Raw genomic sequence first — 14,071 nt, 5'->3', positions numbered from 1 at the left:
CGGACATGGGTAACTCGTCGGGTACGCCCAAAACCCGATTAGCGGCGCGTCGTGTCGATGCCGAGGGACATGCCCGCCAGACCCCGGCGGCGGACGGCGAGTTTGTCGGCGATGTCCAGCAGCGCCTTGGCGGCCGGGTTCTCCGGGTCGCGCAGCACGAGGGGGGTGCCTTCGTCGCCCGACTCGCGCAGCGCCTGTTCGATCGGGATCTGGCCGAGCAGCGGAACATCGGCGCCGACGGCCCGGGTCAGGCGCTCGGAGACGGCCTGGCCGCCGCCGGAGCCGTAGAGGTCCATCCGGGTGCCGTCGGGCAGATCGAGCCAGGACATATTCTCGATGACACCCGCGATGCGCTGGCGGGTCTGCAGTGCGATCGCGCCCGCGCGCTCGGCGACCTCCGCGGCAGCGGGCTGCGGGGTGGTGACGACGAGGATCTCCGCGCCGGGAATGAGCTGGGCGATGGAGATGGCCACATCGCCGGTGCCGGGCGGCAGGTCGAGCAGCAGGACGTCCAGATCGCCCCAGAACACGTCGGCGAGGAACTGCTGCAGTGCCCGGTGCAGCATCGGGCCGCGCCACACCACCGGCGTATTGCCCTGGGTGAACTGCGCGATGGAGATCATCTTCACGCCGTGCTTGCTCGGCGGCATGATCATTCGCTCGACCTGGGTCGGCCGGGCGTCGGTGCCGAGCATGCGGGGGACCGAGTGACCGTAGATGTCCGCGTCCAGCACACCCACCGAGAGACCGCGCGCGGCCATCGCGGCGGCGAGATTCACCGTGACACTGGACTTTCCGACGCCGCCCTTACCGGAGGCCACCGTGTACACGCGGGTCAGCGACCCGGGCTGGGCGAAGGGGATCACCGGATCGGCCGAGTCGCCTCGCAGTTGCTTGCGCAGGTTGGTGCGCTGCTCGTCGTCCATCACGTCGAGCTCGACCGTGACGGCGCCGACGCCTGCGACGTCGGCGACCGCCTTGGTGACCCGCTGCGTGATCTCGGTGCGCAGCGGGCAACCCGCTGTCGTCAGATAGACCTCGATGTGGACATTGCTGTCGGCGCCGATCGCAATACTTTTCACCATGCCGAGTTCGGTAATCGGTTTGCGGATCTCCGGATCGTCGACCTTTGCGAGGGCTCCCCGCACATCCGCTTCCGTAATCACTGACATGGCACAATTTTACGTTGTGTCAGATTCGTGGCAGCTGTCCGGGCCGCGGAGCGATGCCGCTGCTGTAGGACGTTGCCCATGCCATGACGTTCGCGACATAGGCCATCGAGTTGTTGTAGCGCAGAATCGCCTTGGTCTGCTGGGTGAGATCGCGCATGTTCAAACCGCCGTCACACAGGTACTTTCCGGCGGTCAGCGCCGCGTCGAAGAGGTTCTGTGGATCGGCGATGCCGTCGCCGTTGCCGTCGGAGGCGTAGTGCTTCCACGTCTCGGGCAGGAACTGCATCGGTCCGATGGCGCGGTCGTATCCGGCGAGACCGTCGAGCGCGCCGCCGTCGGAATCGTGGATGACGTGGTTGCCCGACAGGCTGCCGTCGAGCACCGGTCCGTAGACCGGCGTCAGCGGATTGCCGTCCGCGTCGGCCTTGCCGCCGAAGTCATGTGTCGATTCGACTCGGCCGATGCCGGCGAGTAGATACCAGGGCATGCCGCAGGCCGGGTTCTCGGCGGCGAGGGTGCGTTCGGCGGATTGGTAGGCCGCGATGGCGATGCCGGGGACACCCAATGGCCCTGCGGGCAGGGCTGCGGGCTGTCTACCGCCCGGCAGCGCAACGGTTTTCACGACGGGCGGCGCGCTCGGCGCCGGTCGGGCCATTGCGTGGGCGACGAATTCGGCCGCCGCTACTGGTTCCGTGACGGCCGGGGGCCTGGGCCCGTGCTCCCCCGGAAGATGTTGCTGGACTGAAGCTGCAAATTGATTGGTGCTACCCACGTCGCTCGCGGCGGTGACCGCCACGAGTCCAGCGGGAACCAATCCGGTCAATGCGATTACGGAGCTGCGCCTAACGGTCGCGGGCGGCTGTTTTCGGTGACGTCCCACTGTGCGGTGACCCTCCATTGACTCGATGACGAGCCCTTCGTGATGGACGAAGAAGAGAGTACCGCATTCGAGACCTTTTTGTTATTACTTCGTTACCTGTTTCCCAGTGTGGCTCAGCCCTGTGGTGCCTGAAGTGGGATAACGATGCCGAACGGCAACGTAATGCCCGGCGCCTGAGTGGGGGTCGGTGCGACCGGAGGCGCCGGTTCGGCGGACTTCGTCGGGCCCGGCTCGGGAGTCTCGGCGGGTGTCTGAGCCTGCTGCTCCGGCGTCTGCTGAACCTGCGGCTGAGCCGCCGCGTCGGGCCCGGGCTGCGGCTGTACGCATTCGGCGGGGCGGGGTTGGTTCTGCTCGTGCTGGGGCTGGTCGGTGGCGTAGGGTTCTTCGCCCGCCCCGTAGGTCTGTCGGGGTGCGAGGGGTTTCGCGCGTTCGCCTGGACGTGGCATCACGGCCGGAACCACAGGCGGGTCACAGGGATTCGCGGGTTTCGGTGCGGGCGGCGGGCAGAAGATACCGCACGGGATCGGCGGCAGACCGGGGATGGTGATCATCACTTGGGTCGGAGCCGCGGGGTTGACGGTGGTCGCGGTGTTCGGTGGCAACTCGGTGGTGGTCGTGGTGACCGTCGTGTTGACCGCGGCCACGTCCGGCCCGGCCTGAATGGGCGAGGTGCCCGGCGGGATCAGATCGGGGGCGATGCTGACCTGGCTGGGAGTGCCGCCGGTGCGGTAGGCCACCGACCAACTCAACACGTTGACGGCGTAGGCCATCGAGTTGTTGTAGCGCAGCACCGCGCGTAGTTCCTGGGCCGGGTCACGTAGGTCGAGCCCGCCCGAGCACAGGTACTTGCCCGCGGCCAGCGACGCGTCGAACACGTTGTGCGGGTCGGCGATTCCGTCACCGTTGCCGTCGGCGGCGTAGCGAGACCAGGTGCCTGGCAGGAACTGCATCGGGCCGATGGCGCGCACCGCGCTGCCGTCGGCGGCCTTGATCACTTCGTTACCCGGCAGGCTGCCGTCCAGCGCCGGGCCGAAGATCGGCGCGACGGTCGTGCCCGCCGCATCGGTGCGTCCGCCGCCCGCGTGCCCGGATTCGATGCGGCCGATACCGGCAAGCAGGCTCCAGGACAGACCACAGCCGGGCATCGAGGATTCCAGCGCCAGTTCGGCATTGCGGTAGGCCGCGAGCACGAGCTCCGGAATGCCCAACGCGCCGCCGGTCATGGGCAGCGAGATGTCGTACAACGGCACCGAACCCGCGAACATCGGCATGCCATCGACCCCCGGAGTCATCGCTCGAAGTTTGCGGGGCGGCTCAGGCGTCACCGGAAGCAGGCCAACAGTCCGGGACAATGGCGCGTCCGCGGCATTGCTCGCCGCATCACCGACGCCGCCGGGGCCGGTCGACGCGGCGAGCAGCGCCTCCGGAGCCTTGGGTGGAATGCTCGATTGTGTTGTGTGAGAAGCCGATCCAGCGGAGACGAGACCCGCGACGACAAGGGCCGACACGGTTATCGGAGCAGATATTCGCATTCGGCCACACCAATCCTCTACGTCGTGAGAGCACGTGTCCGGTACATCCCCTGCCCGGCAGCTCGGGACAACGTTCTCCAGGTTACCCACCAGTAGGTGTGTTGTTGAGCATTTCCGGTCAATCATGAGCTCGTAGCGGCCATTCCGGGTCCACGCCCTGCTTTCGGCCGGAGCTTTTCTTGCGATTCGCCTTTGCGGGCTTATCGGAGCTGGGCGCCTGATCCGAAGACCCGGCCGCGGCCTCGATGCGGTCGAGCACCTCCCGCATCTCGTCCAACTCCCGGCGCAGGTAGTCGCGGGTGGCCACCTCTCCGACCGCGATGCGCAGTGCCGCGAGTTCGCGGGCGAGAAACTCGGTGTCCGCCTTGGTCTGTGCGGCGCGGGTCCGGTCCTCTTCCAACGACACTCGGTCGCGATTGTCCTGTCGGTTCTGCGCGAGCAGGATCAACGGCGCCGCGTACGCGGCCTGGGTGGAGAACGCCAGGTTGAGCAAGATGAACGGATACGGGTCCCAGCGCAGCGCGATTACGAACACGTTCAGGCCGATCCAGAAGATCACCATGACGGTCTGGATCGCCAGGTATCGACCGGTGCCGAGGAACCGAGCGACCCGTTCACTGCTGCGGGCCAGCGCCTCGGCATCCCAGTCGATCCGGAACCGGGATTCGACCGGCGTCTCCAGACGCTGACGCGCCGTGCTCAGTCCCGTCTTGCTCCCGCTCGAGGGTTTGTCATTCATGTCCCGCCACTCCCTCGTGCGTCTCTTCGTGCTCGCGCCAATCCTCCGGCAGCAGATGATCGAGGACATCGTCGACGCTCACCGCACCGAGCAGGTGATTCTCCTCGTCGACCACCGGCCCGCAGACCAGGTTGTAGGTGGCGAAGTAGCGCGTCACCGCACCGAGCGGGGCATCGGCCCGAAGTGGGGCCAGGGTGTCCAGGACGCCGCCGACCAGATGCGCGGGCGGCTCACGCAGCAGCTGCTGGGTGTGCACGCAGCCGAGGTAGCGGCCGGTCGGTGTCGCGGTCGGCGGGCGCACCACGAACACCATGGAGGCCAGCGCCGGAGTCAGATCCGGATTGCGCACCCGGGCCAGCGCCTCGGCGACCGTGGTCGCCGGGGTGAGGATCACCGGTTTCGGGGTCATCATGCCGCCCGCGGTGTCGGGTGAATGCTCCAGCAGTCGGCGCACCGGCTCGGATTCTTCCGGATCCATCAAGGCCAGCAGCGATTCACGTTCCCCCTTGGACAGCTCGCCGAGCAGGTCGGCGGCGTCGTCGGGGTCCATAGCCTCGAGCACGTCGGCGGCGCGGCGCACCTCCAGGTGGCCGAGCAGGTCGACCTGGTCGTCGTCGGGCAGCTCCTGCACGACGTCGGCGAGCCGTTCGTCATCGAGTGCCTCGGCGACCTCGATCCGCCGCTTCTCCGGCAGCTCACGCAGCAGGTGCGCGACGTCGGCGGGGCGCAGGCCCTCGAACTGCGACAGCAATTGGGCGACGTCCTGGCCGGGCCTGCCCACCTCGTAGGGGGTGAGACCGGTCACCTGCGTCCAATCCACCACGTGCACGGTGCGGCGGCGGCCGATGCGCCGGTGCCCGCGCACCGCCACCCTGGTCACCACCCAGTCCCTTGTCCTGGTCTGCTCGATCCCCAGATCGGCCACGAAGACCCCGACACCGGCGAGGTCAGGCAGATCCGGATCATTCACGCGCACCGTGGAATCCACAATCTGAGCGATCGCGAGAAGTTCGCCCGGCCGCTGCGCGAAACGGCGCAGGCTCACCGTGCCGGTATTCAGTGTCACGACGCCGGGCTCGATCGCGGTGACCCGCAGCATCGGCACGAAAATCCGCCGCCGGGTGGGCAATTCGACGACGAGGCCGTGGACGCGGGGCTGTTGGCCGTTGTACCGGATGGCCACGACGACGTCGCGGATCCGGCCGATAGACTCGCCGTCCGGCCCCAGCACTACCAGGCCGGCGAGCCTGGCGACGTAAACCCTGGTTGCTGCCATGGCTGTCAGGCTAGAGGTTCGCTGACCAGTGCACGTACCACGCCACAATCGACGGGGGTGATCGTGAAGCCGCGCCGTTCGGTGCTCGCCTGCCCCGCGGCAACCCGAAAATGATCGAGAAGGCCAAGGGCCAGATCGACTCCGCCAACGAGATTTTCAGCCCGCGCCAGGCCGATTACGACTGCGCCGAGCTGATTCTGGACGCCTATGCCTTCCACACCTCCGCGGCGGGCGGTGCGCGCGGTGCGGTGATGCTCGGTGACGAGATGATCGACGAGGCGAGCGCGAAGATGGCCCAGGTGATCCCCGACAAGGGCCGGGCGGCGGGAATGACGCGTTCGTCTCAATGAGAGCCACCTTGCGTTTCACACCAGCGAACGACCAGTAGGAATAGCACAATAGAGACATGACGAATCCCATGGGGAACGCGAACCGCGCGCGGCAGGGTCTGCCGACGCCGCCGTCGGGCTGGCCGGTGGGCTCCTACCCGACCTATGCCGAGGCGCAGAAGGCGGTCGATTTTCTGGCCGACGGTGAGTTCACGGTGCAGGACGTGACCATCGTCGGCGTCGACCTGATGCAGGTCGAGCGCGTCCTATACCGCCTGACCTGGGGCAAGGTCATCGGTGGCGGCGTAGCGTCGGGCGCCTGGCTCGGCCTGTTCCTCGGCCTGCTGCTCGGTCTGTTCACCACCAGCGGTGCGCTGGGTCCGCTGTTGGTCGGCCTGGTCGGCGGCATCATCTTCGGCGTCATCTCCACTTCGATCCCGTACGCGGCGACCAAGGGGCAGCGCGACTTCGCCTCCACCATGCAGTTGGTGGCGGGCCGCTACGACGTGCTGTGTGATCCGAAGTCGGCCGAGCAGGCGCGCGACATGCTGGCACGGCTGGCGATCTGAGCGCATGGAGGTAGTGGAGCAGGTCCGCACCGGAGTGCTGGATCACTTCGGGATGAACGCTTCCGGTGTCGATTCGGCGTCTGTGACGTTCCTCGGGTTGGAGCCCATCGAAATACTGCGAATCCCCGCGGGCGATCTGGTGCACTACGTCACGCTGGGTGGCTCGCGCCATCCGATGGGCGATCCCGGTGACCTGCTCGCGGATCCGGTGCGCGGGCCGCGCGCAGAGTTGGTGCTGAGCCTGCGGGCCGGTGCGTGTGCGAGTTCGGGGCTGGCCCGTACGCTCGGTGTCCTCGCCGCCGCACCCGCGGTGGAAGGTGTTGTGCTGCAAGCGGATGCGCTGCTCGACCTGGGTGAGCCGATATGGCGGGATACGCCGTTCACCGCGGTTCTGTTGGGCGAGAGCGAAATTCCCGAGGTGGTGTTGCCAGAGCCTGCCGAACCGGTTCGGTATCTCACGGTGGTCCCGGTGACCGCGACCGAAGCAGCCTGGGTGCGGGTGCGTGGTGCGCAGGCCTTGCGGGATGCGTGGACGGAAGCGGGCATCGACATCCACGATCCGACACGGGGCGCGGCCAGTCTCTGACTGTATTCGGCGTGGTTCGCGCTTACAGCCAGTTGTTACGATGAAAGTTGATGTACAAGCCGGTGCAGATGGTAACGATCACCGCAAGGACAACCGGATAACCCCAGGTCTGCTTCAATTCCGGCATGTGCTCGAAGTTCATCCCATAGATGCCCGCGATCATGGTCGGCACCGCGGCGATGGCGACCCAGGACGAGATCTTGCGCATATCAGTGTTCTGCTGCACGCCGATCTTGGCCAGCGCGGCGCTGACCAGCTCGCTCAGCGATTCGTCGAAATCGGAGATGCGTTCGGCGACGGCGGTGTGGTGGTCGGCGACGTCGCGGAGGTAACGGCGAATCTCCTTGGGCAGCGGTAGATCCGGCTTGTGCCCGAGCAGTTGCAGCGGAATCGCGAGCGGATTGACCGCGCGCCGCAGTTCGACGACTTCACGCTTGAGCTGGTAGATCGACTCGATGGTGACCTGATTGTGCGGGGTGAAGACCTCTTCTTCCATCTCATCGATATCGTTCTCGACCGATTGGGCCACCTCGATGTAGGAATCCACCACATGGTCGGCGACTGCGTGCAGCACCGCGCCTGGGCCGAGGGCGAGTTGTTCGGGACGGTCCTCCAATTCCCGTCGGACACCCGCGAGTCCGGTGTGCTCGCCGTGTCGCACGGTCACCGCGAAATCGGGGCCGGTGAAGACCATGATGTCGCCGGTCTCGACGATCTCACTGATGGCGTGCAGGTCGTGCTCGACGTAGCTGACGGTGCGCAGCACCAGGAACAGGGTGTCGTCGTAGCGGTCCAGTTTGGGCCGCTGATGGGACTTCACGGCGTCTTCGACGGCGAGCGGGTGCAGGCCGAAAGCCTTTGCGATGTTGGTCATTTGGAACTCGTCGGGCTGGTGCAGGCCGACCCACACGTAACCGGTTCCGCGCGCGTGGATCTCGGCGAGGGCGGTCTCGTGGGTGAACCGGCCCGGTAGCCGTTTGCCTTCGACGTAGACCGCGCAGTCGATGACGGCCCGCGCGGTGGGGACGGGAATGTGGGGCAGCGGGGTCGCCGCCCGGGCCTGGCCGCGGAACGACGGCAGCGGCGGTATAGAAGGCACGGCATGATGCTACGTCGCGTGCGCGTGCGGTCGGTGGTCACGGCACTGTAAGACTGGAAGCGTGCGCATCGACCTGCATACCCATTCGACCGCGTCCGACGGCACCGACACCCCGGCCGAACTTGTTCGGAACGCGGCCGCCGCCGGCCTGGATGTCGTCGCGATCACCGATCACGACACCACTGCGGGGTGGTCCGAGGCGGTGGACGCGCTGCCGAAGGGGCTGACGCTGGTGCGCGGGATCGAGATGTCGTGCGTCGGCCTCGGTGAGGACGGCTGGCCGGTTCCGGTGCATCTGCTTGCGTATCTGTTCGACCCGACCGATCGCTGTTTCGCCGGCGAGCGGGAGCGGTTGCGCGCCGAACGCGTCGACCGACTGCGTGCGATGGCCGAGCGGATGCGGGCCGACGGGCTGCCGATCGATCCCGACGCGGTGCTGGCTTCGGCCGGGCCATCGGCCGGGCGTCCGCATCTGGCGCGGGCGCTGGTCGAGGCGGGTGTGGTGCCGAGCGTGGACGCGGCTTTCACCGAACTGCTTGCGCCGCACGGACCGTATTACGCCGAGAAGGCCGACACGCCGCTGCGCCGGGCTGTCGAAATGATCGCCACCGCGGGCGGGGTGAGCGTGCTCGCGCATACGAGGGCGCGCAAGCGCGGCCGGCTATTGGCGCTGGCGGATATTCGGGACCTTGCCACGGTCGGGCTCGGCGGGCTGGAGATCGACCACCCGGACCATTCGGCGACCGACCGCGCGGTGCTGGGAGAGCTGGCGGCGGAGCTGGGTCTGCTCACCACCGGCTCGTCGGATTATCACGGTGCCAACAAAACCATTCGGCTCGGTGAATTCACCACCGATCCGGCGCAATTCGAGAAACTCGCGGGCAAAGCCACGGGGGTGCCGGTGATCGCCTCGTGAGAGTGGTGCGCGGCATGAGCGGAGTTGTCGCCGCCGGGACGTTCGTGCTCACACTCGTTGTCGTCGGCACCGCGATCGTCGCTGCCCAGCGCAAGTTTCCCGGCCCGGGCGGCGTGTCGGTGACTTGGCATCTGGCCGCGTCCGCGATCGCCGTGGTGGCGCAGATTTTTTCAGATAGACATCGGGGTTTTGTCGCTTTTTCCGGATCGGTGGTTGTTTTCTTGGTGGCAGGTTTATTGCTGTGGACCCAGTGGTGGAGCTGAAATTCCCATAATGGTTGCGGCCGGGTGAATTGTGGTCGAATATTTCTCTTTGTGAGCGAAATCGAGACGGAGGTACTGGTTCTGGGCGGCGGCCCCGCCGGGGCCTGGGCCGCCGTCTCCGCCGCCGCCACGGGTGCCCAGGTGGTACTGGTCGACAAGGGCCGCTGCGGTACCAGCGGACCCACCGCGTTCGGGACGACATCGCTGTGGAATATCCCGCCCGGCTCGGCCAGGGACGAGGCGGTGGGGCGCGCGTACGCGCACGGCGGCGGTCTCGGCGACCCGGACTGGATGCTGCGGGTGCTGGAGGAAACGCACCTGCGGGTCGAACAGTTGGCGCGGTGGGGCTATCGATTCCCCGGTGAGCGGGGAACGCCGTCGGGGGAGGGGTGCACCGCGCTGCGGGTGTGCCTGGACGGCGCGAGCTATCTGCGCCGGATGCGCCGCAGCCTGCTCGACGCGGGGGTGCGCATTCTCGATTACCATCCCGCGCTGCAACTGCTCGTCGATCGCGACGGTGTGGTGGCCGGGGCGGCCGGGGTGCAGCAGCACAACAGGTTTGGCGGTTGGTCGGTGCGGGCCGGTGCGGTGGTGGTTGCGACCGGCGGCTGCGCGTTCCTGTCCGGCGGCGCCGGCACCGATGTGGACACCGGCGACGGACTGCTGCTCGCCGCCGAGGCCGGTGCACAACTGTCGGGCATGGAATTCTCCAGCGCCTACGGTCTGGAGCCGGTGCTGAATTCGACGTTCACCCCGGGCCTTGCCCTGCATTTCGCCACCCTCTACGACGAATCCGGCGCCGCCATCACCGGCCACCGCTCCGCGGCCTTCGAGGCGATCGCCGACGGCCGCCGCGTATATGCCGCACTCGACGACGTGCCCTATGCGGTGCGCTGCTGGTTGTCCAGGCAGGGCGTGGTGGACCGGACCAGGCGGGTCCCGTTGCGTGCGGTGCTGGAGGGCACCGTGCGGGGCACCGGTGGATTGCGCATCGCCGGAACGGACTGCGCGACCACGGTGGCCGGACTCTACGGCGCGGGCGATGTGACCACGCGGGAACCGATCACCGGAGCCGTAAGCGGATTCGGCGGGCAGGGCGGCGCGTGGGCTATCGCCTCGGGCGTGTGGGCCGGGTCGGGCGCCGCTGGATTCGCGCGAGCCAGGGGCAAGCTCGGCCCGGCCCGCGAAGTGCCCGGGGCGGGACTGAATGCGGTGGCGCGCATCGACCCGCGCGCGGTGGTCGGGCTGGTGCAGGAACACACGCTGCCGCTGCGGCGCAGCTACTGGCGCAGTGCCGGGAGCCTGCACGACAGCATCGCCGAACTCGACGGCATGTGGCCGGGCGCCGAATTCGATCTCGGCGGAACCGGCGCGGACCGACTGCGGGCCAGGCAGGCGGCGTCACTGCTAGCGGTCGCACGGTGGACCAAATACAGCGCGCTCGCGCGGACCGAGAGCCGGGGCATGCACCGGCGCACCGACCACCCGGAGGCTGCGGCCGATTGGCGGGTGCGGCTGACGTCCGGGGGGCTCGACACGGTATGGGTGCGGGCGGACGTGCGAGGGTCGGTGGCCCCCGACCTCACCGCGGGCCATCCGCTGCCGTTGTGAGCAGTTGCGAGGTGCGAGTTTCCGCTTACCTTCGGGTAATTCCGGCGGCCTACCCTCGGAGAATGGCGCAGAACCCGGATCCGACACGCCGGTTTGGTGAGTCGTCGACCCGGCTGGCAGAATGTTGCGGATTCCCATCCTTCGCCACCGTCGGGTTCGGGAATCACGGGGATCTCCGCGTCGCGACGCACCGTCGCGACCCGAGGATCTCTCCGTATGTTCCGTCCGGACCTACCCGTCCGGGTCCCGCTCTGCGGATCAGTGCCGCGCCACGTGATCGAGTCCTCAGCATTGCTTGCCCGATAGCAAGCCGCCTCGAAACGGACCGGTCAGCGCACTTGATGAGCGGTAAGAGTCACCTATTACCTATGTACCCGGCGGTAGCCGTTTCCCGGTTGTGCCCGACCCGAGCAGGAGTGAAATCGTGTCACCTGTGACTGACGCACCGAATGTTACTGCCAGCCTTCCCGAGATCACTCACGAAGAGATTTTCGCGGGTCACCTCGGCGGTAAGCTCTCGGTCGAACTCGCCGCGCCGCTGCAGACTCAGCGCGACCTTTCGATCGCCTACACTCCCGGCGTGGCTCAGGTCAGCCGCGCGATTGCCACCGACGAGGCGCTGTGTAAGCGCTATACCTGGACCGATCGGCTAGTCGTCGTGGTCAGCGACGGCACCGCCGTGCTCGGCCTCGGCGACATCGGCCCGCGCGCCGCGCTGCCGGTGATGGAGGGCAAGGCGGCGCTGTTCAAGAAGTTCGCCGGCCTGAACTCGATCCCGATCGTGCTGGACACCAAGGATTCCGACGAGATCGTCGAGACGATCATCCGGCTGCGCCCGAGCTTCGGCGCGGTGAACCTGGAAGACATCTCGGCCCCGCGCTGCTTCGAAATCGAGAAGCGGCTGATCGAGGCGCTCGACTGCCCGGTCATGCACGACGACCAGCACGGCACCGCCATCGTGGTGCTCGCCGCCCTCAACGGCGCCGCCAGGGTGCAGGGCCGCGGCACCGCCGGGCTGAAGGTCGTGGTGTCGGGAGCCGGCGCCGCCGGTGTCGCGTGCACCAACATCCTGCTGGCAGCGGGCGTCCAGGACGTGACCGTGCTCGACTCCAAGGGCATTGTCGGCCGCGACCGCAGCGACCTCAATGACGTGAAGGCCGAACTGACGCTGCGCACCAACCCGCGCGGGCTGACCGGTGGCGCCGCCGAGGCGCTGGCCGGCGCCGACGTGTTCCTCGGCCTGTCCGCCGGACTCATCGCCGAGGAGGTCATCGCCTCGATGGCCCCGGAGTCGATCGTGTTCGCGATGTCCAACCCCGACCCGGAGATTCACCCCGAGGTGGCCCGCAAGTACGCCGCCATCGTGGCCACCGGCCGTAGCGACTTCCCGAACCAGATCAACAACGTGCTTGCCTTCCCTGGCGTCTTCAAGGGCGCCCTGGATGCCGGTGCGCGCCGCATCACCGAGGGCATGAAGATCGCCGCCGCCGCCGCCATCCTGAGCGTGGTCGCCGACGAACTGGGCCCGGAGAAGATCGTCCCCAGCCCGCTGGACCCGCGCGTCGCCCCGGCCGTCGCCGCGGCCGTCGCGGCCGCCGCCCGCGCCGAGGGCGTTGCCTGATTCCGGCGTAGTCGGTACTGACACGAAGGCGCCCCGCTCATTTCGAGCGGGGCGCCTTCGTGTTTCTTTGCTGCTTTCGTGTTCGCTCAGTCTGCGGTACGCACGATGGAGGCCGGTGTCAGCGCTACCTGGCTCGAGCGGCGCAGGCGGCCGGTGCCCGGGGCGCTGGCCCAGACAGTGAAGGCGAGCAGGCCGTCGAGGAACATGGCGAGCAGGGCTACCAGGAGCGCGCCGACGAGCACGCGGTCGTAGCGGTAGAGGCCGATGCCGTCGAAGATGTAGCGGCCGAGGCCGCCGAGATTGACGTAGGCAGCGATGGTCGCGGTGGCGACCACCTGGAGGGTGGCGCCGCGCAGGCCGGCGAGCAGGATCGGCAGGGCGTTGGGGACTTCCACGCGGAACAGGATCTGGGTTTCGGTCATGCCCATGGCGCGGGAGGCGTCGACGACATCCGCGGGGACATTGGCGATTCCGGCGTAGGCGCCCGCCAGCAGCGGCGGGATGCCGACCGTGACGAGGGCAAGCAGCGGCGGCGCCGGGCCGAGACCCATCAGCAACACCAGGAAGGTGAGCAGACCGAGGGTGGGCAGGGCGCGCATGGCGTTGGCGAAGCCGACGAGCACGGCCGCGCCGCGCTTTGTGTGGCCGATGATCAGTCCGAGCGGCACCGCGACGACGGCCGATGCGACGACCGCGAGGAAGCTGTACCAAAGGTGTTCGGCGATGCGGTATTCGATGCCGGTGGGCCCGCTCCAGTTCGCGCCGTCGGTGAGGTAGTGCCAGGCGTCCAGGAAAAGGTTCATGCCGCTGCCCCTTTCGCTTTCGCGGCCCTGGCATCGGCCCGCGCCCACGGCGTCGACCAGCGGCCGATCGCGTACACCAGCCGGTCGAAAATCAAGGCGAGCGCCAGCGTCACGATGATGCCCGCGATGATCTCGTCAGGGTAGTCACGCTGATAGCCCTGGGTGAACAGCTTGCCGAGCCCGCCGACACCGATCAGCGCGCCGACCGAGACCATGGCGATATTGGTGACCACCACCACCCGCAGGCTGGACACGAACACCGGTACGGCAAGCGGCATATCGACGGTCAGCGTGCGCCGCAGTGGACTGAACCCGACCGCGTCGGCGGCATCGACCACATCGGCGGACACCGAATCCAGCGCCGTGGGCACCGCGATCACCAGCAGCGCGGTGGAATACACGGTGAGCGCGATGATCACATTCAGCGGGTCGATGGTCGAAATTCCCACCAGCGGCGGGATGATCACGAACAGCGCAAGCGACGGCACCGTGTAGGCCAGGCTGGATACCGTCACGGTGACCCGCCGCAGCCACGACACCCGACGGACCAACGCCCCCACCGGAATCGCGATCACGAACCCGAGCGCCAGCGGCACCAACGCGAGGTACAGGTGGGTCTTGGTGAACCCCATGATCTCCGAAAAATTATCGATCAAATACCTCATGCGGCCCACC

General features: G+C 67.7%; 14 protein-coding genes and 1 pseudogene. 7 read left to right on the top strand and 8 right to left on the bottom strand.

Annotated features, from left to right (window positions below):
* Positions 1-38: 38 nt before the first annotated feature.
* From ACV7NQ_RS10430 to ACV7NQ_RS10410, 5 genes are all read right to left on the bottom strand, one after another.
* Positions 39-1,172, bottom strand: coding sequence for an Mrp/NBP35 family ATP-binding protein (locus ACV7NQ_RS10430; RefSeq protein WP_463359438.1), 1,134 nt, complete (start codon positions 1,170-1,172; stop codon positions 39-41).
* A gap of 19 nt (positions 1,173-1,191) precedes the next feature.
* Positions 1,192-2,052 (bottom strand): lytic transglycosylase domain-containing protein, encoded by an 861-nt coding sequence (locus ACV7NQ_RS10425; protein WP_463359437.1) that lies wholly within the window; start codon positions 2,050-2,052, stop codon positions 1,192-1,194.
* A 113-nt stretch (positions 2,053-2,165) separates the two neighbouring features.
* Complete coding sequence (locus ACV7NQ_RS10420) at positions 2,166-3,584, bottom strand: lytic transglycosylase domain-containing protein (RefSeq protein ID WP_463359436.1); 1,419 nt, start codon at positions 3,582-3,584, stop codon at positions 2,166-2,168.
* A 118-nt stretch (positions 3,585-3,702) separates the two neighbouring features.
* Entirely contained in the window at positions 3,703-4,323 is a 621-nt protein-coding gene (locus tag ACV7NQ_RS10415) for a DUF1003 domain-containing protein (RefSeq protein ID WP_463359435.1), read from the bottom strand.
* Positions 4,316-5,599, bottom strand: coding sequence for a magnesium transporter MgtE N-terminal domain-containing protein (locus tag ACV7NQ_RS10410; protein ID WP_463359434.1), 1,284 nt, complete (start codon positions 5,597-5,599; stop codon positions 4,316-4,318). The genes ACV7NQ_RS10415 and ACV7NQ_RS10410 overlap by 8 nt, the downstream gene beginning before the upstream one ends.
* A 131-nt stretch (positions 5,600-5,730) precedes the next feature.
* Here ACV7NQ_RS10410 and ACV7NQ_RS10405 point away from each other — a divergent pair.
* From ACV7NQ_RS10405 to ACV7NQ_RS10395, 3 genes and pseudogenes are all read left to right on the top strand, one after another.
* A pseudogene (locus tag ACV7NQ_RS10405) lies at positions 5,731-5,949 on the top strand (CoA ester lyase); the annotation flags it as partial.
* Positions 5,950-6,005: 56 nt separating this feature from the next.
* The gene (locus ACV7NQ_RS10400) at positions 6,006-6,497 is read left to right on the top strand and encodes a YflT domain-containing protein (RefSeq protein WP_463359433.1); all 492 of its coding nucleotides are present in this window, start codon (positions 6,006-6,008) and stop codon (positions 6,495-6,497) included.
* Between the two features lie 4 nt (positions 6,498-6,501).
* The gene (locus ACV7NQ_RS10395) at positions 6,502-7,083 is read left to right on the top strand and encodes a suppressor of fused domain protein (RefSeq protein WP_463359432.1); all 582 of its coding nucleotides are present in this window, start codon (positions 6,502-6,504) and stop codon (positions 7,081-7,083) included.
* Between the two features lie 22 nt (positions 7,084-7,105).
* Here the strand turns inward: ACV7NQ_RS10395 and ACV7NQ_RS10390 are convergent, their stop codons facing one another.
* Positions 7,106-8,182, bottom strand: a complete 1,077-nt coding sequence (locus tag ACV7NQ_RS10390) for a magnesium and cobalt transport protein CorA (RefSeq protein WP_463359431.1) — start codon at positions 8,180-8,182, stop codon at positions 7,106-7,108.
* 61 nt (positions 8,183-8,243) lie between these two features.
* Here ACV7NQ_RS10390 and ACV7NQ_RS10385 point away from each other — a divergent pair, with 61 nt between their 5' ends.
* From ACV7NQ_RS10385 to ACV7NQ_RS10370, 4 genes are all read left to right on the top strand, one after another.
* On the top strand, positions 8,244-9,098 hold the full coding sequence (locus tag ACV7NQ_RS10385; protein WP_463359430.1) for a PHP domain-containing protein: 855 nt from the start codon (positions 8,244-8,246) through the stop codon (positions 9,096-9,098).
* A 14-nt stretch (positions 9,099-9,112) separates the two neighbouring features.
* The gene (locus tag ACV7NQ_RS10380; RefSeq protein ID WP_463359429.1) at positions 9,113-9,361 is read left to right on the top strand and encodes a hypothetical protein; all 249 of its coding nucleotides are present in this window, start codon (positions 9,113-9,115) and stop codon (positions 9,359-9,361) included.
* 51 nt (positions 9,362-9,412) lie between these two features.
* Positions 9,413-10,972, top strand: a complete 1,560-nt coding sequence (locus ACV7NQ_RS10375) for an FAD-binding protein (protein WP_463359428.1) — start codon at positions 9,413-9,415, stop codon at positions 10,970-10,972.
* Positions 10,973-11,396: 424 nt separating this feature from the next.
* Positions 11,397-12,593: an NAD(P)-dependent malic enzyme gene (locus ACV7NQ_RS10370; RefSeq protein WP_463359427.1), complete on the top strand. Its 1,197-nt coding sequence runs from the start codon at positions 11,397-11,399 to the stop codon at positions 12,591-12,593.
* 86 nt (positions 12,594-12,679) lie between these two features.
* On the opposite strand, the gene ACV7NQ_RS10365 is transcribed toward ACV7NQ_RS10370, so the two are convergent.
* Both ACV7NQ_RS10365 and ACV7NQ_RS10360 read right to left on the bottom strand, forming a co-directional pair.
* Positions 12,680-13,396 (bottom strand): ABC transporter permease, encoded by a 717-nt coding sequence (locus ACV7NQ_RS10365; RefSeq protein WP_463359426.1) that lies wholly within the window; start codon positions 13,394-13,396, stop codon positions 12,680-12,682.
* Positions 13,393-14,061 (bottom strand): ABC transporter permease, encoded by a 669-nt coding sequence (locus ACV7NQ_RS10360; RefSeq protein WP_463359425.1) that lies wholly within the window; start codon positions 14,059-14,061, stop codon positions 13,393-13,395. Before ACV7NQ_RS10360 ends, ACV7NQ_RS10365 begins: the two co-directional genes overlap by 4 nt.
* Positions 14,062-14,071 lie beyond the last annotated feature (10 nt).

The sequence above is a fragment of the Nocardia sp. Tas62D01 genome (assembly GCF_055232035.1).
Note: the sequence above shows the minus strand (reverse complement) of the source record. Positions and strands in the feature narration are given on the sequence as shown.